This is a genomic window from Thermoactinomyces sp. FSL K6-2592 (assembly GCF_038006465.1).
GTDB classification, from domain to species: domain Bacteria; phylum Bacillota; class Bacilli; order Thermoactinomycetales; family Thermoactinomycetaceae; genus Thermoactinomyces; species Thermoactinomyces vulgaris.
In genome coordinates this window covers 1-21,861 of the sequence record NZ_JBBOVH010000004.1, presented here as the reverse complement: position 1 = coordinate 21,861, position 21,861 = coordinate 1, and the positions used below count along the sequence as shown (strand labels likewise).

The window sequence follows — 21,861 nt, the reverse complement described above, 5'->3', positions numbered from 1 at the left end:
TTTTTCCCTCCTAGCTAACGTTCAAGGTCTTCGTTTAATTGATGGCTGGACAAACTTTCCCGATCTTGGAAGGCTTCCCTCAAGGCTTGAAAATCCTGTTTGATCCGTTCGAAAGCTACTTTATCATATTTTTTTATGATTTGTTCAGCTTTTTTACTTTGATGAAGCAAATGAATTTTGGCTTGATATAGATCTTCGATCGTACGATCGATTTTTTGGAGATAATTTTTTCCGAGTTGTTGTTCCGCCATGATGTGGTATGTTTTGTTGCGGTGTTGTATCTTTTCGATATAGTTCTGCAATCCTTTGCAAGGACCAAGTTCTTTTTCCAAGGAGTTGAATAGTTGCACAAACTTTTGGTCCGCAAAATCATAAGCATCTCGTTCAACCGGTTGGAACCGGTAATGCACACGAAGTTCATCTTGGTTAATGTATGTGTTCATGTTTTTATACCATAGTTCAACTGTTTTTTTCTCATCTTCGCGATGATAAATTGTTTTCCACTTTTGAATATGATGCCTTGTTTCGTGAATAGCGAAGTAGGCTAAGTCATAGTTGGAATCAGGTCGATCCAACTCAGAACGAGGCAGGACGATTTCTTCGGAATCAAACCGATACAAGCTGTAGGTCGGGGGTTCAAGATCAAGAAATTGTATTGGATTTTCGCGTTTGCACCCCAGATCTTGACAGATGTTTGTGACCAAGGATTCCAAGGCGATCATTTTCTCCAAGACATCTGCTTCGGGCCATTTCGAGTCATGAAAAAGTTCCAAAGTGTTGGACACAAGGAGCCTCCTTAATCATGATTTGAACTGAAAAGACAGCTTTTGTTTTTCATCAAGTACCAAGTATGCGTCAAAGTTGTTCCCTTTTTTTGATGTGAATCCTTTAACCAGGTTGGATTTCCCTTTTTCCAGCAACTTTTTCACATTGGTTTCCGTTAGTTTTTTGCCACAGAACTCTTTAGGAAGTGTGAACTTGCATCCCTCTTGGTATCCGGAGCAACCGTAAAACTTCTTTTTGTCAATGACTTGTTTTCCGCATCGAGGACACGGGCCAAAACCAGAGTTTGATGGGGTTGTGGTGGCTAATCCGTCAATATTCCATGTTTTTGCATGTTGTTTGGCGTCTTCAACCAACTTTGAAGCGAGTTCTTTTGACCGTTTGACAAAAGGAATATGAGACTTTTCCCCTTTCCCGATCTGATACAGATACTTTTCCCATTGAGCAGTCAGATCTGGTTTGGCCAAAGAAGTCCCTTCTACGGCTTTAACAAGAAGTTTCCCCTTTTCTGTGACTCGGACCACGTTCTTTTCTACAGTGATGTATTCACGATCTTTTAAGGTTTGGATGATTCCGGCCCGAGTTGCTTCTGTTCCTAAGCCGATTCCCTTCATCTCTTCTTGCAGTTCCTCATCTTCAATATGTTTTCCGGCAGTCTTCATGAGCTGAATCAACTGTCCTTCAGTGTAGGGCTTGGGTGGTTTTGTCATATCCTCGTGGATCCGAATATTAGCTTGAACGGATTCCGCTTCAGAAACATCAGGAAGAAGAACGGATTCCTCTTTAGATTCTTGATTTTCCTCCTCTTGAAAAACTTTTTTCCATCCGGACTTGAGTGGTTGTTTTCCCTTTGTTTCGAAGGGGATTCCGTTTACTTCGGTTAAGATGTTCGTCTCATTGTACTCATAATCCGCACAATGAGCAGCGATCAAGGACCGCGCGATTTCATCGTAGATGATTTTCTCATCCCTTCCAAGTTGTTCCGGATCCGGAACTTGATCGGTCGGAATGATCGCATAGTGATCGGATACTTTGGCAGGATCCACATAACGCATGTTGTTTTTGATTTCTTTGAGTTGATCCGGAACGGGGAAATAAGCACAAAGCTTTTCTAAAATCCCTGGAAATGTTGTTGCTTCGGCCGGAGTGACATATTGAGAGTCCGTCCGGGGATAGGAAACATACCCTTTCTCATATAGCGCTTGAACGATCTCTAAGACGCGGGAAGGAGAATATTTGAATCGTTTGTTCATTTTTGTTTGTAAAGTGCTCAGCGAATGAAGCTTTGGTGGTTTGGTTGCTTTTTTCTTGGTCTCTATTTTCGCGATGATTCCAGAATGATTATTGATTGTTTCAAGAAGTGCTTGGACTTCTTTTTGATCCTTGAACTTTTTGGAGTGTTTTCCGCGATATTGTTGCCCGGTAGAGGTTTTAAAGGTCCCGACAAGTTCCCAAAATGGCTCCGATTTGAATTGTTCAATCTCTTCTTCTCGATGGCGAATTAATGTTAATAAAGGGGTTTGAACTCTCCCAATGGAAAAGACCCCTCGAATCCCCTTGCGTTGTAATAAAAGAGTGTAGACACGGCTGCTATTGATACCGACGAGCCAATCACTCCAGGACCGGGCAAGTGCTTCATGATAAAAAGAAATCGTGGATTCGCCGGGGTGTAAATTTTTGAAGGCATTTTGAATGGCTGACTCCGTTAAGGATGAAGTCCATAGGCGTTTGATAGGCTTTTTCGAAGCCCCAGCCATTTGGATGATCAATCGGGCAATCAACTCCCCTTCTCGGGCCGGATCAGTCGCGATAATGATTTCGTCTGCATTGATAAGGTGTTTTTTTACTTCTTTGAAGTGTCCGGATTTTGACTTTATCACTTGGTATTTAAACTGTTCCGGGATCATCGGCAAGTGTTGAAGATCCCATTTTTCCCAGTCTGGATGATATACTTTGGGTTCAGCCAATTGAATCAAGTGGCCAATTGCCCATACGATGACCGCTCCAGACGGAAATGAATCGCATTTGTCAATTGCTATAAAGTTTTTCTCTTTTTTGTGAGGAAAGGGACTGGCCAGCTTTCTCGCTTGATCCGGTTTTTCGGCGAGAATAGCGATTTTTCTCATGTTTTTGTCACCTCCAACACTTTTTCATAATACTATAAAAAACTGTCAAAAAGGATGATAAACATTAAAAAATAAGAAAATAATCCAAACGATATGTATAATTAAAGAGGTAAATAAATGAGGAAACTGGACTTAGTTTCAAAACAGAGCATTGAGGGGGTAGCCGATGAGTTACAAAAAGATATTTCATGCTTCAAACTGGTTTAATGCAACGCCAGAGGAAAGATTAGAGGCGTTACAATCTTTAGAGAATGAATACGCTCGACTTCAAGGGCGTTCGCCAGCGATAGTAAGGATCCTGGAGGACCCTGAGGTTGAGAATGCTCAATTTATAAAAGGTACACCAGGATTCACAAGGGATATCATAGAGATTGAAAAAGAACTAATCGACTTCAGCATAGGTGGAAATAAAAAGTTTTCTTTTCGTGTAACCAATGTTTTTGCTTGTCACGCCCTTCTTCATGAGGGAAGACATGCTTATCAGCATTATGCGATTGATCATCCGGAGATTCATCCGGATAAGGAGCAAGTTCAAAAATGGAGAGAAAATAATGAGGTTTACTATTGTAGACCTAAGCATTATTACCATTTTCAACCTGTGGAATTGGATGCAGAAAAGTTTGCCAGAAATGAAATGAAGAAGATTTTCCGAGAGTTAGAAAAGGAGTTTGGAGAAGATTACGCTTTTCAAAGATATAAACAATATATTGAGGCCATGGATCGTTTTTATGAAAAACTGGCTGACGAGTTGGGCAAGGATGTTGAAAGTGTTATTCAATCAGTAGAAAGTCGAATACATCAAGTATACCAAGCACGTGAAAGAATAAATAAAGAACTCGAAGCACTGAACACTGCTACTCAAGAAAGAAAGGAGCTGATAAACTTAACAAATGAAAGAATCAATGAAATGGAACGTTAGGAGGTAAACAAATGCTGGAATTCAACAAGGAAAAATTAGTTAAAGTATTACAAAGAGAAGGATGGCGTGATCATGAGATTGAAGCGATGATATCTCTTTTAGGCAAGGTGACGAGTCGGCTTCAAAAGCCTTTTGATGAATGGATGGATCATCAAGTCGTTTCTGATGAACCACTGGTTGAAGGGTGGAGTATACAATCCATCATGAAGTTGCAGAAGTGTCATTTTTTGGATGCTTTGGCGATCATGGATGTCTACTTGGATCACCCCGACTTGGCGAAACAATATAAAAATCTTTATCAAAGGATAGAGATGAATGAATAAAGCGATATTTCATTCAAAGAATTGGTTTGATGCATCGATAGAAGAAAAACTGCAAGCTCTTCAAGAACTAGAGAATGAGTATGCTCAACGCCAAGGGCGTTCGCCTGCGAAAATAGAACTAAAAGAAGAAGCAGAAAAAGTGGAAGTCAACGGGGAGGTTTATGAAAAACTTGCTGGGCTTTCGAAAAGCGATAATACAATTGTGATAGGGCGGAAGTTACTGGAATATACGATAGAAGATTTGGAGCATCAACCGGACCTCATGATGAACAATGTGTTTGCTTGTCATGCCATTCTTCATGAGGGAAGGCATTCTTACCAATATTATGCAATTCACCATCCGGAGATTCACGCTGATCAAAAAGAAGTTCAAAAGTGGAAAGAAAATGAGAGGGTATACTATCAAGCGCCCGAGATTTACTACTTTTTTCAGCCGCTGGAGCGCGATGCTGAAAATTTTGCAGATCATGAAACAAAGAAGATCTTTCAAGAGTTAGAGAAAGAGTTTGGGAAAGATAAAAACTTTGAACTATATAAGATGAAACGAGAGATTGAACAAGGTGAGCTGAAGCTCATGTCTATGAAGTACTTCGAAAAAGATCTTGAAAGTACTATTCAAATTGTTGAGGAGAAAATCAGCCAAGAGTACCGAGAGGCTGAGAAAAGAAAAGCGGAGTTTAAAAAAGAGTTACAGGAAATGAAGGAGAAAGATCCGATCGAGGTGCTTAAAGGTTTAAGTACAGATGATCGGGATCGAAAAAGTTTGAACGAAGCTGTCCAAGAGAGAAGAGAGCTTTTTGAACAAGTGATATCAAAAGACCGGGATTATGGAATAGAGCGTTAGGAAGGAAGAAAAATGCTGATTTTTGATGAGCAAAAGCTGATTCAGACACTTCAAAAAGAAGGTTGGGCCAATCATGAAATCAGAGCAGTGATTGGGCACTTGGGGAAAGTATCCAGCCAACTCCAAAAAACGTTTGATGAGTGGTTGAATCATCAAATCATCTCCGATGAACCACTGGTTGAAGGACTCAGTATTCGAACGATGATGGATCTATATGGCTGCAACTTTTTAGATGGTTTATTCCATATGAATGTTTGTCTCGACTCGCCCGATTTAATAAAGAAATACAAGGATTTCTTGTTCACAAAGGAGGAATACTGATTAGTCCATCATATCGATATACTTTTCATACTTCTGGATGGTTAAGTGCTTCTGTAGAGGAAAGATTAAGGGCGCTTCAATTGCTGGAGTTTGAATATGCTGACCTTATGGATCGCCCACCAGCGTCCGTGAGGGTAGCGGATCTTCCGATTAACGAACGTGGCTTTTATGACAAAGAGAAACACGCAATCTTCATCAATCGAAAGTTTGTAGAGTTCACACGTGAAGATCAGATAAGAAACGATTTAATAGAAATAAGCAACGTGTTTGCTAGCCATATCATATTGCACGAAGGGAGGCATGCTTATCAATATTATGCGATTGACTGTCCGGAAGTCCACCATGATCAGGAGGAAGTTCAAAGGTGGAAGGAAAACATGGACATCTACTTTTTTTCCTTGCCTGAATATCATTTTCAGCCCGTCGAATGGGATGCCGAACAGTTCGCAATGAAGGAAACATCTAGATTTTTTCAAGAAATAAAGGACATGTATGGTTGGGATAAAAACTACGGAAAATACTATATATGGAAAACAGTGAGGAAACTTGACTTAGAAAAAATGGCGTACAAGTATTTTGACAGGGATATTGAGCATACTGTTCAGTTCGTACAAGATAAAATAAGTCGAGAGTATCAAGAAATGAAAGAACTTAAAGAGACAATCACGGATATTTTAACGGAAGCTGATCAAGAAAGAAGAGAGCTTGTACAACAAGAGATAACAAGAGAAAGCAATCAAGAGGAGAGAGAGTAAAAAGGTACTCATAATGAGTGCCTTTTTATTATGGACGCTTGAGAGATTACAGGGTCATAAAACAGGCCCCTGTCAGAAACTTGAGATGCTCTGAATGCTTCCTTGGTTGTTTTGTTATTTGTCATCTTCGTCATCACGATATTTTAGTAATATAAATTTGTATTATATTTATTAAAGTATTTACAAAGTTGATTTTATGTATTAAAGTAATAATTGAACAGGAGGTATTCCGAGCGATTTAAAAAAATATATGGGGGCGATAAGATGAAAATAAAGCGGGACGAGGTATACACCCCATGGGGTGTATTTCCAATGAGAGAAGGAGTTTATGAAGGAAATCAAAAGATGACGGACCTAGAAGTGTTGGAGAACCTATATGTTTTTGGCGATATGGTTGTCCCCGAACTTTTAACGGAAGCCATTTCCCGGGGATTAATCACCGGATTTGAAACAAAATCAGAGATTGATGCGTTTATCCACGAGATGAGGACCGGCCAAAAACCGCAACCCAAGAAACAAAGTATGATGGAACTAATAAAAAAAATGGGGGATGGAAATGAATAAAGTGTATAAAGTTTACGGAAAAATTGCAGGGATCGGTTTTTCCGATCCCGCTGTATTTGAAAGATGGGAACAGGTGGAGAAATTTATGTATTTTCAACGCTTCAACGCTACAAGTTTTATTGTCACGGATAAATCTGGGAAAATTATTGAAGAAGTAAAAAGTGAGGATTTAGCTTATGAGGATTAATAAGATGAAAAATTCTAAGGAAACAGGGAGGCTGTTCAAGAGAGAAGAGAGCTTTAATAAAAAGGCACTCATTTTAAGTGCCTTTTTATTGTGGCCGTGGTCATGGCTAGACCTTCTTTGATACTAGCTCCAAATCTAGGCTGAAGGATCGGAGCGTCTGCTATTTTTAGATTACACAAGAAAAAGCACTCATTTTATGAGTGCTTTTTTGCAGCTAAAAGTCAAGCAGCTAAAAGTCTTACAAGGCGTTTTTTGCAGACCCGAATTCGCGCTTTAATGAATTCGGGGAGGAATTCATATTCATGGTGATTATAGAAATCAAATTGGAACTCTTCTTGGGTGATGTGGTTTTTTACGTATACGTTGAATTGATCTTGAGAGGACGAGGTGGAAACTTTGACGATCCACTCCTCGTCGACACATGAAACTTGTTCCTTTGAATGGAAGTATTTTAACATATTATCACCTCGTTATTGTTTATCCGTTACGTCTTTCGTAACGATCTATTATCATTATATCTTGTTACGAAATTCGTGTCAATAGATTTTTTCAAATAAATTGCATGAAAAAAGACGCTCTTATCGAGCGTCATGATGATATTGCTTTAATAAATGTTTTTGGGCTTCTAGTAGTTTAGTTATTTCATGGCGGACTTTTTCTTTTTTGGTTTTTTCGTTACTATTCGCGAGTTCTATTTGTTTTTTTAGAATTTTCTCATGAATCTGTTGTAAATTCATCTTCATTTCTCCTTCTTTTCTTCTTTTGTTACTCTTATCGTAACGGTATATTATCATTATAATCTGTTACTAATTTCGTGTCAATATTTATTTGAGGATACATAGTAAAAAAAGGCACTCATCATGAGTGCCCTATCGTTTCATCCGTTCTGGAGATAAGCTATATCTCCGTTTTGGAGATCATATTCGGTTACATCTCCATCTTTAATCTCAGTGAAACAATGCAAGATGCCGTCTATTTCTTTATGCAGTTGTTCTGCATAATCATCTGATACAATTACAAATTCAGAACAAAAATATAATATATGTCTAAATCCTTGTTTTGAGTAATCGGATAGATCATCGTTTTCAATCCTTAAAACTTGATACACTTGATTTTGATTTTTTTCTTTATCTTTTTCTTCGATTTTATCGTTTATAACATGAGTGATAAAATGTAAAAATTCTGCAACCGATTTGTTAAATTCTCCTAGTATAACATGTTCGTTTTTATAATTATACGAAAACATGTTATTTTCCATTTCGAAAATGAATTCATATTCAATTGTATCATCATTGTCATAAAAGTGCATTGAGAGATGGAATTGAGGTTCATCTACGAAAAATTCAATGAATTCGCTATTAGATAATGTTGTATGTTTGGATTTGAATTCAAATGATTTGAATTCAAGCCATTTCGTGAATTTTTGAGATTGCTTTTTTAAAATCATATTTTTCATTTCAACCACTTCCTTCTTGTTTATTTGTTTATTTTTTGTTACGTTATACGTAACGTATATTATTATTATATATTGTTACTTATTTCGTGTCAACATTTATATAAGGAGAGATAAGCATGCGAAGGAAAAAGGTTAAATTAGCTCTGGATAAAATCTTGGAAGAAAGAGGGATTGGGCAAAGACAACTTGCCAGGATGATCACAGACGAATACAAAGAGGAATACCCCGATGTCTGGGTCGATCCCAATACTGGGGAACCCAGAGAAAAACCCGACTACAACAAGGGGTTCCGTTACACTGCCATCTATGAAATGGTAAACCACAAGTCAAAAGGTCCGCTCTTGGACACGTACTCAAAAATCTGTACAGTGTTAGATGTTGATATCTCTGATATTTTGGTTTGCGAAGAAGACGAAGAAGAAACGGGAGAATGATAAAAGGGATCCTGCTTTGTGGTCTGGAGGCCGGGGTTTGGGGCTGGCCCCAAGGATTGTTAGAGAGATGAGCGGTTCTTTCTTTTGGGCTGTTATCCTGTTGCTTCGACAGCGGAGATTTGTTCGGATTTCCTGCTTCGCGGCTGTCGGCGCTTTGACAGCAACAGCCCCAAAAGAATGAATGCAAGGTGGAGTTTGTGAAGTTTTCTGGAGCGATAGCGAAGGAAAAGTTCACAAAACTACCTTGCAAGCGGATCAAGGCTCCGTCCTGGCTGAGAAATCGAAGCCAAGACGGAGCCGTATGGATCTTTTGCTCTTGTTTGTAATAGTTAGTTGTTGAATTGTTTTTAATCAAAAATTATAATATGAATAAATTTGATGAACATTCGATATTATCGCTACCTATGTGATCTCTCATCAGTTCAGAAGCCCCCGCTTTGGGTGGCTTCTTTCATCTTTTGCTAATACAGAACTCTCCCCAGTTGAACTCCTTGATAAGAGGTCCATAATCTTCGTGTAGACATTGACATGTTTTTCTCCTCCTTTTATATTGATAATAGATTTACCTTCCTTTCTTTGCCCTCATCTAGTGACGCGGATGAGGGCATTATTATTTTTTCTTATCTTTTCTTTGAATATTTCCTTTCTTCTTATCATGCGATGAATTTATATTATAGTATAAATAAATACATTTTATCGGAAGGAGATCATCTATGGAAAGAGAGCGAGAGCTGTTGGAGGAGATTTTTGGAGAGCTAAAAGCGCTCCGGCCGCTGTTGATCAAGGGTATTTATAATGATGTTTTGAATGGAATCATATCGGAATATCAATTCTTTAAAAGCGGAGGAAAGGAAGGGGATCTTAATAAATTCCGCGATTCAGCCTCTGAATTGGTGGAAAAGTGGTTAAAGCAAAGTGGGGTTGAAGATCAGTCTCTGATTATTGATTCCTTGTCCAATCAAGTGGAAGAAAAGGACAAGGGAATGAAGGAAAAGGATCAAAAAATTGTAGAGCTGGAAAAGCAACTCAAAGAAAAAGATGCTCAGATAAAAAAATTGGCTTTGGTTTTAGAGCAGGCAAAGCGCCACATTGACGCTTCCAAAGACTCCTCTACTGCTTGGCGCGAATGGGCTGAGCAATTGGCCGATTATATGGTTAAAAACTATAGCAGGATCAAAAACAACGAGATCCTGTTAAAAGAGTACAGAAAGCAAAATCCTCCTCCAGCTAACAGCTGAATGGATAGGAGAATATATATGAATTATGATTATGAATTATTTCATTTTTCAAGATGGAAACATGCCGACTTTCAAGAGAAGTTAGGTGCACTACAGATTTTAGAATTTGATCAGGCCGAGAAACAAGGTCGGCCTGCCTGTAAAGTTGTCCCGGCAAGTTTAGATGATGAATTCGTCGTCCTACATGACGAAAAAACAATGGTGATCAATGAGAAACTACTACAAACATTCAATTGGGACGAGTTGTGGCTTGCTAGCGATCAAGAGTATAGATTGGCACATTCATCTCATTGTATCTCTGTGGATGGTGTGCTTCATACGGGGAGACACGCATATCAGTATCATGCTATGAAAAATGAACAACTTCATCCGGACCTACAGGAAGTTGAATTATGGAAGAAAAATTTGGATACTTATTACTCTAAGGTTTATGACGAATACTTCCTCCAGCCCCTTGAGCAAGATGCTTTTTCCTATGCTGAAAAAGAGATCAAGGAGATCTATAAAACGTTGGAAAGGGAACTTGGAAAGGATGAGCAGTTTCAACTTTATATATACCAACTCAATTACCGTAGAATAGAAGCTGAACTGACCAAACTCGTCTATGCTATTGAAGACTTCCTTGGAAACATCATAGATGCACAGAATGAGCGAGAAAATCTTACTTCTGTTGTAAGAGAACAACTAAACCGTGATGGCCGCGATGAGCAAGAAAGATAGAAAGGAGAATGAAGATGATTGATAAAAAGAAACTAAAAAGTATCTTAAAACAACAGGAGATGGCTGACCATGAAATAGATGTGGTAATTAGTCGACTGGAACGCATCCATCCTAAGTTGCAGAGAGTTTTAGAACAATGGGTGAAGGATCGAACCATCTCTGAAGAGGTCAATGTCAATGGAGTGACTATTGCTGAGATTATGAAAAGAAAGGAAGGGTTTCTGAATGCGCTTTTTACTTTGAATGTTCTTCTAGATCATCCCCAACTCGCAAGCATGTATCAGAAGCCACCTGTCATTTTGTATCAAGACAGAAACCCCTTTGCTTTTTTGAGAGGAGAGAATGGTTTTGAACATTGTTGAAAAGTTGTTTTTTCGAAAGACACTCGACTATTTCGAATGGCATGAAACGACTTATCTGCTTAAATATAAAGATAAAGAGGTTGAAATTTGGCTGGCGGCCGCTCCTTTTCCGGTTAACAGTCAGAATCCCACTGAATGCACTGTGGCGGATGAACTTTTCGTTCGCTACGGTGATGACAAGGACCTTATACAAGAGCTACCTGAGCTCATAGATCTCAAAGAGAAAGACAAGAAACTAACGATTGAACGGAAGTGTAGAGGTCAAAAAAGTCATTGTTATACCTGAAAAGCCACCCTTTGGGTGGCTTTAATCTTTGGATCTCAACTTTGAGATCAGTGTATCGGCTTTGGATCGGAAATAATTCTGATCAGAGTTTATTGTTATCTTTATGATACTACAGTATACCTTAGATGTAAAATTCCTAAATCCACATTGGACTGTTTTACTTCATTTTTGTCCTGATATGAAGATAAAACATCAATATCCTAAATATCTCCAGAAGGTTTTGGATTGTTTGGATTCACTGACAGTTTGGTCTATGATGCTGAGAACATACCTTAGGCTTTTTCCGTTGATTTGCGAACCTGTGAACCGCAACACTTTCCAACCATTTTTTTGAAGATATTGAGTTTTTTTTCGGTCATGAGCTTTTTGCTTTTTAGAAGAGTGATACGGACGGCCATCGGCTTCAATTGCGATCCGGTATCGTGGAAGAGCGATATCGATTCGGTACCTTCCGCAAGGAACTTGTGTTTTAACTTTGTACTTGTTTTTTAACGCATTGTAGAGCCTGCGCTCAATCGGACTTTGAGCTTTGGCATACTGATAATCCCATTGAATTTTTTCGTTCAATATCCAACACTCCAGAACCGTGAATAAAGCCCTGAAAAAGGATCTTGTTTTAGAGAACTCATAATCGATCTTTTGATATCTTCTTTTTCGGATACGAGTAATCATCGGTTTGATTTTATTCATACGCTACACCTTTCTATTTAGAAAATTCACGAAAGTACATTTCAATATAAATTATAGTATTTTCTATCCCAGAAAAGAACCGATAAAAAGGATCTAAAGGGTATAACCTGGAAGTTATATCTGATTGGAAAATCGGATATTATAAAGAAAGGAGATAAAGAAGTGCGGTTTAATGAATTTGGTTATCTTCCTCCAGGAGTGTATGAGCTTACCATTGAGGAACTGAGAGATTCTATCTTGGTGAAAGGAGATGAGTCCGTTTATCTTTGGAATGAGCCATGGCGTAGATATCTTGTAAGTAACTTGGAAGTGCTGATTTCTCCTCTTTGGAGGTTAGGATTTGATTCAGTCTATCTGGATGGATCTTTTTGCACGGACAAGGAAAAACCAGGAGATATCGATGGATATTTTGAATGGAATTTGGAGGTGGATCATCGTCACCAAGCCTTTGAGGAGATCATGAAATTGGCGAATGAGTTAAACTCGCTTTCCCCGGCCCCGGTGTGGAACTGGTGGGAACGACGGCCCAATGCGCAAGGCGAGCTTAAGTCGGAAATGTGGCATCACTTTCGTTGTGAAATATTCCCAAATACCTTCGGGATCTATGCCTTGCAAAATGAGCATGGAGAACGGATTAAGTTCGATCAATTGTTTCGTTTCGATGAAAATGGAATCGAAAAAGGGATCGTTAAAATTCGATTGAAAGGATGATGGTTGTGAAGATCAAATCGGAGGAACAGTATCAAAAACAAAAGGCCGCAGTCGAGGCCATGGAGCAAAAACGGGAGCAAACCCGCAGAGAATTAGAGGTAAAAGGAGCTGATGAAAAAACGATACAAGTGGCTTTATTTATGATAGGTGCGATGTATGAGCAAATGAAGTTTGAAGTGGAGGAATATGAAAGAGTTAAGCGAGGTGAATTTGATCATGAGACCGTGCCCATGCATGAACTTGGCTCTCATCTCGTCAAACTTCGCATTTGGAAAGGAATCACTCAAAGCGAATTGGCCAAACGGCTAGGGGTTTCTCAGCCACAAATTAGCAAAAATGAGCGGAATGAGTACCAAGGAATCAGCATTGCCAAAGCGAATCGCATCTTAGCCGCACTTGGAATCGAAAGGCTGACCATTATCCCGAGCGTGCAAGATGAGATGGCCGCAACACATTATAAAGCCATTTAGCTCTCAATAGAGGGCTTTTTTTATTGATATAGCCATGATCTTTTACTTAGACTCGTTTGCAACACAAACTTTATAACTGGAAAGGCCCTAGTTAAGTTCTTGACGAAATCTTCTTGAAAGACTCAAATAAGTATTAGATACTAGTTTGACTTTCAACTTCAGAAAGGAGAGACATGTTTGAATCCACGTATACGCCAACGGCGCAATGAAATTTTTTCCTTCCGGCGGTGGACTGGACTTGACTGGGGCCAAACTTTCAGCCGTAGAAAAAGAATGTGTAGAGCTATATTCGGGTGAACTAACTTACCTCGTGAAACCCAAAGAGTTGATATTCTTTTCTGTGAATAAGGATAACCCGGATTGGATGGGGTTCCGATTAGATCTAAACACACTTCGACCGAGTGGTGTATATGAAGAATACTCTGAAGATACAATCAGAGAAGAAGTGACTGTTGATAAGGTGGTTGGATAGGATGAAAAAAGAACGTGAACAATATGCATTATTATCTCTATACTGTTTATCTGAAAGCGAGGATCATAAGAAAGATCTGTATCCTCATCACTTAGAAAAGAAAGGTTTCACCGAAGCAGAAGCCAAATATCTGTTGGAACGGTTTGAAAAAATGGGTTTACTAGAAGAAGCCGGTTTTTTCTCAACCTACTATCGGATTAGTGAGCGCTTAAAAGATGAGATAGACAAGCTTTTTGCTGAGTTGCTGGAAGATTAGCCTATAACAAAACCGTCAAATCCTGTAATGGATTTGACGGTTTTGTTTGTCCTGAGCGTGCAAGTTAACAATTACTCATCCTATGACATATTCTTATACACCTTTACTTTAGTAAACTTTTTTATTTTACTTATACTATAATACAAAATACATTGAAATTCGTTTCGCTTATTGTATAATAGTAATAAACAACGGCTTTGGAGGTACGAAAATAATGTTAGCGCAACAACTAGAACTATTCGCTGAGCCAGAGAAGAAACCGAAACCGAAGCGTAGGCAAAAGAGAAAAGGCATTGTCTATAGATGTTTGAAATGTGATAAGTCAATCGAAATAGACATACCGGCTGTTGTCGTCATTTGTGGATGCGGTCGGAGAATGGAGAGGGAGGAAGAGAAATGAAGTTCAAAGCTTTATATTTGTTCGCGGGAATTGGAGGTGGAGCCCTTGGTTTTCAGCAGGCACAGGCACGGGACGAGTGGCGCGGAGTGTCCGGAACGATCGAAACCCTGGCCGGGATCGATTGCGATCCCGAAGCCTGTGAGGATTTTGAGTGGATCACCGGATCCCCAGCCATCCAGATGGACTTGTTCAGTCGGCAGCAGTACATCGATTTTCATGGGGAGGAGCCTCCAGAAGACTGGAAGGAAGTGACGCCATTCGATCTCTGGAAGGAAGTAGGTGAGTATCCCGATATTGTGTTCACATCAAGCCCATGCAAGGGGTTCAGCGGATTACTTGGCCAGAACAAGGCTAAGTCACCAAAATATCAAGCGTTGAATCTTTTGACAATTCGCGGGGTTCAGTTAGTACTTGAAGCGTTCGAGGAAGATTTGCCGTCACTGATTTTGTTTGAAAACGTTCCTCGGATCACAACTCGCGGCAAGCATCTGCTAGAATTTATCAAAAGCCTTCTGCGTCAGTATGGATACGCAGTTTCAGACGGGTATCATGATTGCGGCGTGATTGGAGGGTTGGCGCAACATCGGAAGCGATACCTCCTGATCGCTCGCCACGAAAAGAAAGTTCCGTCCTTTGTTTATCACCCGCCAGTGCGTCGGGTAAGATCAATCGGGGAAGTGATCGGTTCCCTGCCAATGCCGGACGATCCGGCTGGAGGAAAGATGCATCGGCTCCCACGATTACAAAAGAAAACGTGGGAGCGGCTTGCCCATATTCGTCCGGGCAAGGACTGGCGGGATCTGGAGGGGACAGAGTTGGAACTGGGCTGTAAACCCCGTTCCGGAACATATGGGGTGCTTCGATGGGATCAGGCCGCAAACACCGTGACCGGATCAGCAGATGTCCACTCGGGGACGGCTGCGGTTGCTGATCCACGATTCCAAGGAGGATGGCACAGACCGCTTACAACCTTGGAACTTGCCGCCCTCCAAGGGTTCCCTACAACAATCTACGGGAAACCCTTGGAACTCGCTGGAAACAGCGAGAAGAGGTGGCGGGAACGAATTGGAAATGCCGTCCCCCCTCAAGCGGCAAAAGCGATTGGAGAAACTATTCTTCGCTCGCTGATGGCCGCGAAAAATAACGAGTGGTTGATGGGAGGTGAACCTATCTGGGTCAAAGGAATATCAAACACAAATCTGTATTCATTTAGTTATAGTTAAGCGAAACGGGGATTTCCTCCCTGTCTGGCGGGGATGAGCTCCCCTCACTGAAGAGCTAGCTCGTAGGAGGTGATTTGAAATGATTATGATCGAAGATGACGAAGCGAAAAAAATGTTCAATTCGATGATGATCAAGTCGTTTGCTTCGACTTGGAAACCTTGGATTCTGAAATCATCGAAAAAAAGTGAAATGCCCCCCTCGGTCTGGCCACCAAGGAAGGGCAACGACCAAACCCCCGCGCAAAGGAGTTGGTCTATCATGATGATACAATGCGACTGGTGTCACGGGTCCAAAAAGATTTTACAGATTGTAGAACATCGCAACAGCTGGGTGTATAAACCCCGCCGTTGCGACAAGTGTAACGGGTTCGGAAAAATCAAAAAGGAGGAAGAACTAAAATGAAAGTTTTCAACGGTCAGGCGAAAATTCTTGTGCAGGGAGAGGTTGTGTATGACTTCCCTGTCATGTGCAAGGCACATGACAGGGAAGAAGCCGAAAAACAACTTGAAAAAGATATACGAAATCAGCTTAGGATTCGAGATGATTATGAGATCAAATTTGATCTCACGTCAAGTACGGGATTTGGATTAAGTCGTTGATAGGAGGGATTACAATGCCGAAAGATAAAAAACTTTGCGACAATTGCAAGAAAAATCCGCCCGAGTACACTTCAGGTAGTACACAGTTATGCAGAGAATGCGCCGAAGATGTCGGGTGGCTTGAGGTCCTGGAAGACCAATATTAATGAAGGATATCTTCGGCTTCACTTCAAAGCCCCCCTAAGAAACCTAGGGGGCTTTGATTATTTTGTTTTTTGCTTAATACTTTCAAACGCTTTTTCTATATCATATTCCGTTACATATTCGTCTTTTTTGTATATCGGCTTTTGCTGATATATATGCTTATAGACGATTCTTTCTAAGTCCCCATACACCGAAATCATTCGATTTTCAGAAAGGTCCTGGAGCACATATGAAATATCCTTTAGAACAGACTTTGAATTTCTGTCATAAGATGAGGCATGATATAAAACATCATGATACATATCAACTACCCAGGCAGGTGCATCTTTTCTAAGATATCCCCTTTCCTGATCAATCACTTGGCGGGCAATTTTTGCTTTACTTCTAAAATGTTGGCGGCACTCCACAAAGCACCAATCATCCTCCGGAATTCGTTCCCAGTCTGTGTTTGGCCATGAATAGGCCCGACTTTTCTCATGCCAAACCAACTTATCATCTGTCCAGCCATTCCAATCCAACACATTCCCTTGTACATCTATCCATCGGATATGTTTTTCTTCTAACATCCATTCATCTTTAAAGATGCTCGGGAAGAAACTGTTACGGACTTGGGTACATATATCCTCTACAAAATTTGCAAAGCCCCCACCAACCGGATCCGTAATCAAAACTGTCGCCAAGCGTCCTTCTTTTAAGTCTTCAATCCTGCCGACATGAATGTCCACCCAAATGTTATCGATTTTATAATGTCCACTTTCTTCCATTAATCGTTTTTCTTTCCGTTGATATTCATCTCGAATCCATTTCGGGATCCTTTCATCATCATGATCCGCATAAAAAGCATATTGCATAACTTCATCAATCTTTTGCTTTAGCTTCATACAACATCCCTCCATTCTCAAATCAAAAAGCAAGATATGGGCTTTGACAAGGAGGATCAAAACAAAACCCACACCTTGCTTTGTTTTTACTTTCGACACAGTGTTGCTAATTCCTATTTAATAATAAAAAAGACGATACCGTTTGTTTTTTATTTTCGTCCTCCTTTGATTACTATTAACCGAGGTTTAACCTTTTTTCGATCCCCGGCGGAATTCTTGCGAACGGGAGGAAATTGCATGTAGAACTCTTCAAGACGTTGCAAGCTGGTTTTGCCTGTGATCTTTGTCATAATCCATTCATAAATCTCCCAAATCAAGTATGCCACCACCTTTTACCTCCTTATTGTGGTCTGTTCTTTATTCAGACCTAGAAGTCCTTTCTTAACTTGTTGTCACATTGATATCCACATGTCCCATGAGTTCACCTACAAGGCCATCAAGGTGGAGTTTAATTATTACAAAAATGAAAGCGTTTGATTTTCGCCTCTAAGGCCATCTTTTTTCTCAACTAATGATTAACCTGGGTCTATAAGGGGTTTTTTTGATTATCCAAACACCCTCGACACTGCTTCTTCCAATTCCCTCTCCGTTGGCTTTGCATATCGCCGGGTCACGTTGATGTCTGCATGCCCCATGAGCTCCGCAACCGTGGCAATGTCGACTCCATTTGCGACCAACTCCCGGCCGTAAGTGTGGCGAAGCATGTGCGGATGAATGTTGTAGTTTTCCTTGAGCAGGTACTGAACGCTTCGCTCGCTGATCCGTTTTTTGTAGTTCGAGAGAAAGAGAGGGGCAAGATCGAGGGTTCCCTTTTCTTTCCGCTCCTCCAGGTATCGCTTCAAGTGATAACGGGCTTCAACAGGCAAGGGAACTTTTCTTGAGACATTCCCTTTCCCTTCCTGGACCAGGACGCTGCCGGATCGCTCCCCCATCGTCACATCTTCTTGATTGAGTGCGACAAGCTCCGATACCCGAAGTCCGGTATACAGAAGCAGATACACGATGGCAATGTTTCGTAGTTTCCCGTCTCGCTCAACTTCCCGCAAGACCCGGTTTCGTTCGTTGCGATCCAGCGACTTTGGTGCAATGTGGCGAACACGTCTAACCTCTGGCCGCCGTATCCCTTTCATCAACGCTCCTTTGCCCTGGAACCGCAAGAAGGAAGACAGACAGGAAAAGTGATTCTGGATGGTCGTCGGTTTCCTTCCTTCCTCTTCCAGATGATGGAGATAGAGAATGAGATCCCGGCGGGTGACTTTTTCTATGTCGCCATCGCTTTCATTCAGAAATTTTCCAAAACAGGAAAGGATGTTTCGGTACGTTCGAATCGTTTTTGAACTCGCTCCCTCTTGTTCAAGATGACGAAAAAAAGCATCCGTGATTTTTACGCAACTTTTTTTCACGCTTATTCCCTCCTGTTTACTGGCTTTTTACGTTATCCATTTATGTATAAATTGCGCAAAAGGTAAATTTTACGCAAGTTCTATCGCGAACAAAAAGAAGCGAAAAAACGCTTCTTCGTGATGATCATATGATACCAAGAATTCATTTCATCAGCAACTTTTCCATAAAAAAAGAGCAGCGGATCAATTTCCGCTACTCTTTATCTCCAACCTGCTTTGTATATTTCTTGCTACTTTTCATCTTTCTTTTCATCTCTAGAAATTTATCAAAAACATATGCAAATGCTAAGACATTTACTACAACAAAGCCCATTAAAATGTCTTCCATTATGTCTTCCATTTTGCCACCTCCTTAAAACGGAAGATCATCATCATAAACAGTATCCCTCCGTTTTTTCTGATTTCATTTTTTTAATAACTTCCTCACGGGCTTCATTCGTGCTCAATTCGTCCATTTTGATGTGAGCTTTTGCCACAATCTGTTGGACTGCCTTTGGATCTAGGCTGGCCTCCAACATGGCTAAAGCATAATAATAAGATATTTCGTAGTTTTTCATACTCAGTATCCCTCCGTATTCTGATATCTCATGTTATTTCCGAGTCGACAACGTCCTTCATATAAATAAATCCAACGATCCCCTTCCATTTCTGGTTCTGGAAAGAAATATCCAGTTTTCGGGTGGGCTTCGCAAGCCCGTGCTCGTGGAAAGAAAAGCCCTTTTATACAACGACGATCTTTTTCAGGTCTTTTTCTCAACCCCCAATCCCCATATTTCCGAGGGACCAGATACATGGGGATCGGCTCCCCTAACATCTTTTTTAGTTTCAAAAAGTTTTCCATCTTGATCACTCCTTTGTGTTTTTTTAGAAGATAGTTTGAATAGTTCCAACTGTTCGAATCCTTCTGGTAAACTCATAAATTTCTTCCTCCTTTCTTCGCTTTTTTCTCCGGTTCAAATTTATCTAGATCATTAAATATATTATCCACCTCGAATGCGAGGAACTTTCCGAACTCCCTTCTGGTAACAACCGGGTCCCAGGTCAGCTCGTCATTCTTTTTAAAATCTACAACCCAATCTTCCGAGGGTTGCATTTTTTCTTTGTAAAGTTCGTGGATTTCTTTTATTCTTTCTTTTACCATGAGTAGTTGTTTCTCATTTTTGAAAATAATCTCATATAAGAGGAATAGTTCCCCATCTTCATTTTGAGAAACAACCATTTTGTATTCGTTCATGTTTCATCACCTTTCCTTTCAGATTTTATTTATATTATAATACTCAAAATACCGAAAGTAAATACTATAATAAATAAAAACACAATAAAATGTATTAAATAAATATATGTCGCATTTTTTGTACTAAGAAAAGGAGAGAGAACAAGAGATATGTTGTATAATAGCAGTTAGCACATGTCTTTAAAGAGGATCAAATAAGGAGGATACGGCTATGAAGTACGCTATTGATATAAAAAAAAGAATTGCCTATCCTATTGATTATGGGATCCAAGCTCTTGTAGATGCGCAAGGTATCTACGATGGAGAAGAAGCGGAACAATTTGGGTTGTTGTTATTTTTGACAACCAGCTGAATTCGCCGATTTCGTATGTATCAAAAATGATACACATAAGAATTTGAGGTGGTTTCCATTTTTGACAACTAACAAAAAATGAGCTCTTATGCCCGGTAATCGCATAAGAGCTCAAATCTCCAAAAAAGGAGAGGATTAAAAAGGAGAGTATGGGGAATTACAAAAGGATGTTGATTAAACGCAGACATCTTTGTCGAAGCCAAGGAAATAAGAAAAAACATCATCCAAGCCAGCTGTAAATCGAGCGTTTTCGGAAGTTCTCCTGAATATAATTGGCCAATACCCGCTATAGTAGAAGATTTCATGATACACACATCCTCCGTTTCTTTATTTGTAATCAATTATAACAGCAAATAAAAAGAACCCAAATCTTGTTGGGTCCTACTGATATTCCTCCTTCGCAAATTCCAATGCTTGATTTTCTAGTGCAGCTTCGATTATTAAATCCGCACTGAACTTTTGGAGAATTTCTTCCTCCGAGTAACCCTGTTCAAAAAATTCCTCGGCTAAATAGGCCTTGTTTTCTTTGATATTAACCGCCCATTTTTTCGGTGGAATATATTCAATCACTTCTTCCACCTTTAAACCAAAGAACTGACACACACGGCCTATGGTGCTCGTGTGGACCTGTTCATCATTTAGAACTTTGTTAGCTGTTCGCGGATTCAGTCCTGCCGAGATTAAATCCTTCGGCAGTTTAATATTTGGATCCTTCGCGGCCCATTGCCGAAAGGGCCTAAAAGAAATTAAAAATGGATCTTTATGTTGTTTCCTCATTATTTCTCCTCCTTTTTTTACATTTTTAATATATAATAGCACCCTAAATACAAAAGTGCAATAAAACGCCTTATATATTACTTTTGTGTATTTTCGTACAATAAGCGATTCGGATAATACTAAGCGATATCTCTTTCCTCCTAGCTGACATTAATACATGTATTATAATGAAATGAATAACAGGAATTCTACGTTTCTTTACAAAAAATTAGAAACCATAAAACATTGTTGTTTACAGGTGATGCCTTTGAATGAATATGTAGCTTTTTTATCTCAAAAGAAACCAGCTTGCCTTTACAGCAAACGGGACAAAGATGACCGAGAATATGTAATTAGCCTCCTTTCAATGGATTATCCTCATTATGATATTTATCATTTGGTTTTGTTTTTCCAAAACGAACAACAAAAATCACAGTTTGTTGAACAATATCAAGGAATCGAATTTCGATCAGCGGAACATCATCGTCTCATTGGGTTAACTCTTGGTTATCCTCCGCTGGCCGTGGAACACTTTGTCCGCTCGTTCAAAGAGGGAAATTTTGAGGATTCAGTAGGGATATACTATCACGGATATACATTTAGCAGTCACAAAGAGGATGTCTACGCCATCGCCAATTGGCTTTGGACTCATATCCCTACTCGTCCGGAACCCGTTAAAGTGACTAAGTCAAACGGAAAATCGTTTTGGATTTACCCAAAAATCATGGTAAAATAAAAAATAGAGAGCTTATATAAGCTCTCTATTTCCTTTCCCGATATTCATTACCACATTTTTCGCAAGTTTTTCGATAACTTGCGGTGTCATGGCATACCGGACAATAATACGTTTTAAACCTAATTTTAAACACTTTTAATCAACTCCTTTGTTTTTATCCCTCCGCTGGAGGGATATTATTTTTGTGTCTCTATCCTAATTATACTTACGATAAT

Annotated in this window: 33 protein-coding genes; 20 read left to right on the top strand and 13 right to left on the bottom strand. The window is 39.8% G+C overall.

Translation table 11 applies throughout. From position 1 onward, the window contains the following. Positions 1–14: 14 nt before the first annotated feature. Positions 15–785: a hypothetical protein gene (locus NYE37_RS13750; RefSeq protein WP_340712118.1), complete on the bottom strand. Its 771-nt coding sequence runs from the start codon at positions 783–785 to the stop codon at positions 15–17. Positions 786–800: 15 nt separating this feature from the next. Continuing rightward, positions 801–2,909: a type IA DNA topoisomerase gene (locus NYE37_RS13745; protein ID WP_340712117.1), complete on the bottom strand. Its 2,109-nt coding sequence runs from the start codon at positions 2,907–2,909 to the stop codon at positions 801–803. 166 nt (positions 2,910–3,075) lie between these two features. On the opposite strand from NYE37_RS13745, the gene NYE37_RS13740 reads away from it, so the two are divergent. The 7 genes from NYE37_RS13740 (at position 3,076) to NYE37_RS13710 (ending at position 6,822) form a co-directional block, all read left to right on the top strand. After that, positions 3,076–3,828, top strand: a complete 753-nt coding sequence (locus NYE37_RS13740; protein ID WP_340712116.1) for a hypothetical protein — start codon at positions 3,076–3,078, stop codon at positions 3,826–3,828. Between the two features lie 11 nt (positions 3,829–3,839). Continuing rightward, positions 3,840–4,151: a hypothetical protein gene (locus NYE37_RS13735; RefSeq protein WP_340712115.1), complete on the top strand. Its 312-nt coding sequence runs from the start codon at positions 3,840–3,842 to the stop codon at positions 4,149–4,151. Beyond that, complete coding sequence (locus NYE37_RS13730) at positions 4,144–4,995, top strand: hypothetical protein (protein ID WP_340712114.1); 852 nt, start codon at positions 4,144–4,146, stop codon at positions 4,993–4,995. The genes NYE37_RS13735 and NYE37_RS13730 overlap by 8 nt, the downstream gene beginning before the upstream one ends. 12 nt (positions 4,996–5,007) lie before the next feature. Next, positions 5,008–5,316, top strand: a complete 309-nt coding sequence (locus tag NYE37_RS13725) for a hypothetical protein (RefSeq protein ID WP_340712113.1) — start codon at positions 5,008–5,010, stop codon at positions 5,314–5,316. Between the two features lie 80 nt (positions 5,317–5,396). Next, the gene (locus NYE37_RS13720) at positions 5,397–6,071 is read left to right on the top strand and encodes a hypothetical protein (protein WP_340712112.1); all 675 of its coding nucleotides are present in this window, start codon (positions 5,397–5,399) and stop codon (positions 6,069–6,071) included. A 312-nt stretch (positions 6,072–6,383) separates the two neighbouring features. Then, positions 6,384–6,635 (top strand): hypothetical protein, encoded by a 252-nt coding sequence (locus tag NYE37_RS13715; RefSeq protein ID WP_340712111.1) that lies wholly within the window; start codon positions 6,384–6,386, stop codon positions 6,633–6,635. Next, positions 6,628–6,822 (top strand): hypothetical protein, encoded by a 195-nt coding sequence (locus NYE37_RS13710; protein WP_340712110.1) that lies wholly within the window; start codon positions 6,628–6,630, stop codon positions 6,820–6,822. Before NYE37_RS13715 ends, NYE37_RS13710 begins: the two co-directional genes overlap by 8 nt. 578 nt (positions 6,823–7,400) lie before the next feature. On the opposite strand, the gene NYE37_RS13705 is transcribed toward NYE37_RS13710, so the two are convergent. Together NYE37_RS13705 and NYE37_RS13700 are read right to left on the bottom strand one after the other, a co-directional pair. Continuing rightward, positions 7,401–7,559 carry a hypothetical protein gene (locus tag NYE37_RS13705; protein WP_340712109.1) on the bottom strand — a complete coding sequence of 53 codons (159 nt, stop codon included), beginning with the start codon at positions 7,557–7,559 and terminating at the stop codon, positions 7,401–7,403. 140 nt (positions 7,560–7,699) lie between these two features. Beyond that, entirely contained in the window at positions 7,700–8,278 is a 579-nt protein-coding gene (locus NYE37_RS13700; protein WP_340712108.1) for a hypothetical protein, read from the bottom strand. A gap of 116 nt (positions 8,279–8,394) precedes the next feature. Between NYE37_RS13700 and NYE37_RS13695 the strand changes: the two genes are divergently transcribed. The 5 genes from NYE37_RS13695 (at position 8,395) to NYE37_RS13675 (ending at position 11,318) form a co-directional block, all read left to right on the top strand. Next, positions 8,395–8,712 carry a helix-turn-helix domain-containing protein gene (locus NYE37_RS13695; protein ID WP_340712107.1) on the top strand — a complete coding sequence of 106 codons (318 nt, stop codon included), beginning with the start codon at positions 8,395–8,397 and terminating at the stop codon, positions 8,710–8,712. Positions 8,713–9,425: 713 nt separating this feature from the next. Further along, the gene (locus tag NYE37_RS13690; protein WP_340712106.1) at positions 9,426–9,950 is read left to right on the top strand and encodes a hypothetical protein; all 525 of its coding nucleotides are present in this window, start codon (positions 9,426–9,428) and stop codon (positions 9,948–9,950) included. Between the two features lie 18 nt (positions 9,951–9,968). After that, a complete protein-coding gene (locus NYE37_RS13685; RefSeq protein WP_340712105.1) occupies positions 9,969–10,670 on the top strand; it encodes a hypothetical protein in 702 nt (233 codons plus the stop codon). 14 nt (positions 10,671–10,684) lie between these two features. Further along, on the top strand, positions 10,685–11,032 hold the full coding sequence (locus NYE37_RS13680) for a hypothetical protein (RefSeq protein WP_340712104.1): 348 nt from the start codon (positions 10,685–10,687) through the stop codon (positions 11,030–11,032). Continuing rightward, a complete protein-coding gene (locus tag NYE37_RS13675; RefSeq protein ID WP_340712103.1) occupies positions 11,019–11,318 on the top strand; it encodes a hypothetical protein in 300 nt (99 codons plus the stop codon). The genes NYE37_RS13680 and NYE37_RS13675 overlap by 14 nt, the downstream gene beginning before the upstream one ends. Before the next feature lie 192 nt (positions 11,319–11,510). Here the strand turns inward: NYE37_RS13675 and NYE37_RS13670 are convergent, their stop codons facing one another. Beyond that, positions 11,511–12,008, bottom strand: coding sequence for an endonuclease domain-containing protein (locus NYE37_RS13670; RefSeq protein ID WP_340712102.1), 498 nt, complete (start codon positions 12,006–12,008; stop codon positions 11,511–11,513). Positions 12,009–12,170: 162 nt separating this feature from the next. Here NYE37_RS13670 and NYE37_RS13665 point away from each other — a divergent pair, with 162 nt between their 5' ends. From NYE37_RS13665 to NYE37_RS13640, 6 genes are all read left to right on the top strand, one after another. After that, complete coding sequence (locus NYE37_RS13665) at positions 12,171–12,719, top strand: DUF6932 family protein (RefSeq protein ID WP_340712101.1); 549 nt, start codon at positions 12,171–12,173, stop codon at positions 12,717–12,719. 5 nt (positions 12,720–12,724) lie between these two features. After that, complete coding sequence (locus tag NYE37_RS13660; RefSeq protein WP_340712100.1) at positions 12,725–13,189, top strand: helix-turn-helix domain-containing protein; 465 nt, start codon at positions 12,725–12,727, stop codon at positions 13,187–13,189. Between the two features lie 473 nt (positions 13,190–13,662). Further along, the gene (locus NYE37_RS13655) at positions 13,663–13,917 is read left to right on the top strand and encodes a hypothetical protein (RefSeq protein WP_340712099.1); all 255 of its coding nucleotides are present in this window, start codon (positions 13,663–13,665) and stop codon (positions 13,915–13,917) included. Between the two features lie 396 nt (positions 13,918–14,313). Continuing rightward, positions 14,314–15,540: a DNA cytosine methyltransferase gene (locus NYE37_RS13650; protein WP_340712098.1), complete on the top strand. Its 1,227-nt coding sequence runs from the start codon at positions 14,314–14,316 to the stop codon at positions 15,538–15,540. Between the two features lie 259 nt (positions 15,541–15,799). Then, positions 15,800–15,943 carry a hypothetical protein gene (locus NYE37_RS13645; protein ID WP_340712097.1) on the top strand — a complete coding sequence of 48 codons (144 nt, stop codon included), beginning with the start codon at positions 15,800–15,802 and terminating at the stop codon, positions 15,941–15,943. Beyond that, the gene (locus NYE37_RS13640; RefSeq protein ID WP_340712096.1) at positions 15,940–16,140 is read left to right on the top strand and encodes a hypothetical protein; all 201 of its coding nucleotides are present in this window, start codon (positions 15,940–15,942) and stop codon (positions 16,138–16,140) included. Before NYE37_RS13645 ends, NYE37_RS13640 begins: the two co-directional genes overlap by 4 nt. A gap of 203 nt (positions 16,141–16,343) precedes the next feature. On the opposite strand, the gene NYE37_RS13635 is transcribed toward NYE37_RS13640, so the two are convergent. The 7 genes from NYE37_RS13635 to NYE37_RS13605 all read right to left on the bottom strand — a co-directional run bounded on the left by NYE37_RS13635 (position 16,344) and on the right by NYE37_RS13605 (position 19,802). Further along, positions 16,344–17,165, bottom strand: a complete 822-nt coding sequence (locus tag NYE37_RS13635) for a hypothetical protein (protein WP_340712095.1) — start codon at positions 17,163–17,165, stop codon at positions 16,344–16,346. A 149-nt stretch (positions 17,166–17,314) separates the two neighbouring features. Continuing rightward, positions 17,315–17,491 (bottom strand): hypothetical protein, encoded by a 177-nt coding sequence (locus tag NYE37_RS13630; protein WP_340712094.1) that lies wholly within the window; start codon positions 17,489–17,491, stop codon positions 17,315–17,317. 219 nt (positions 17,492–17,710) lie between these two features. Then, the gene (locus tag NYE37_RS13625) at positions 17,711–18,568 is read right to left on the bottom strand and encodes a tyrosine-type recombinase/integrase (RefSeq protein WP_340712093.1); all 858 of its coding nucleotides are present in this window, start codon (positions 18,566–18,568) and stop codon (positions 17,711–17,713) included. Between the two features lie 193 nt (positions 18,569–18,761). Next, positions 18,762–18,908, bottom strand: coding sequence for a hypothetical protein (locus NYE37_RS13620; protein WP_340712092.1), 147 nt, complete (start codon positions 18,906–18,908; stop codon positions 18,762–18,764). 31 nt (positions 18,909–18,939) lie between these two features. After that, positions 18,940–19,125: a hypothetical protein gene (locus NYE37_RS13615; protein WP_340712091.1), complete on the bottom strand. Its 186-nt coding sequence runs from the start codon at positions 19,123–19,125 to the stop codon at positions 18,940–18,942. 183 nt (positions 19,126–19,308) lie between these two features. Continuing rightward, positions 19,309–19,485 carry a hypothetical protein gene (locus NYE37_RS13610; RefSeq protein ID WP_340712090.1) on the bottom strand — a complete coding sequence of 59 codons (177 nt, stop codon included), beginning with the start codon at positions 19,483–19,485 and terminating at the stop codon, positions 19,309–19,311. Continuing rightward, entirely contained in the window at positions 19,482–19,802 is a 321-nt protein-coding gene (locus NYE37_RS13605) for a hypothetical protein (protein ID WP_340712089.1), read from the bottom strand. Before NYE37_RS13605 ends, NYE37_RS13610 begins: the two co-directional genes overlap by 4 nt. Before the next feature lie 211 nt (positions 19,803–20,013). Between NYE37_RS13605 and NYE37_RS13600 the strand changes: the two genes are divergently transcribed. Then, entirely contained in the window at positions 20,014–20,154 is a 141-nt protein-coding gene (locus tag NYE37_RS13600) for a hypothetical protein (protein WP_340712088.1), read from the top strand. 381 nt (positions 20,155–20,535) lie between these two features. Here NYE37_RS13600 and NYE37_RS13595 read toward each other — a convergent pair whose 3' ends face one another. Further along, entirely contained in the window at positions 20,536–20,931 is a 396-nt protein-coding gene (locus NYE37_RS13595; RefSeq protein WP_340712087.1) for a helix-turn-helix domain-containing protein, read from the bottom strand. Positions 20,932–21,178: 247 nt separating this feature from the next. Here NYE37_RS13595 and NYE37_RS13590 point away from each other — a divergent pair, with 247 nt between their 5' ends. Next, the gene (locus tag NYE37_RS13590) at positions 21,179–21,646 is read left to right on the top strand and encodes a hypothetical protein (protein WP_340712086.1); all 468 of its coding nucleotides are present in this window, start codon (positions 21,179–21,181) and stop codon (positions 21,644–21,646) included. The last annotated feature ends 215 nt before the right edge of the window (positions 21,647–21,861 follow it).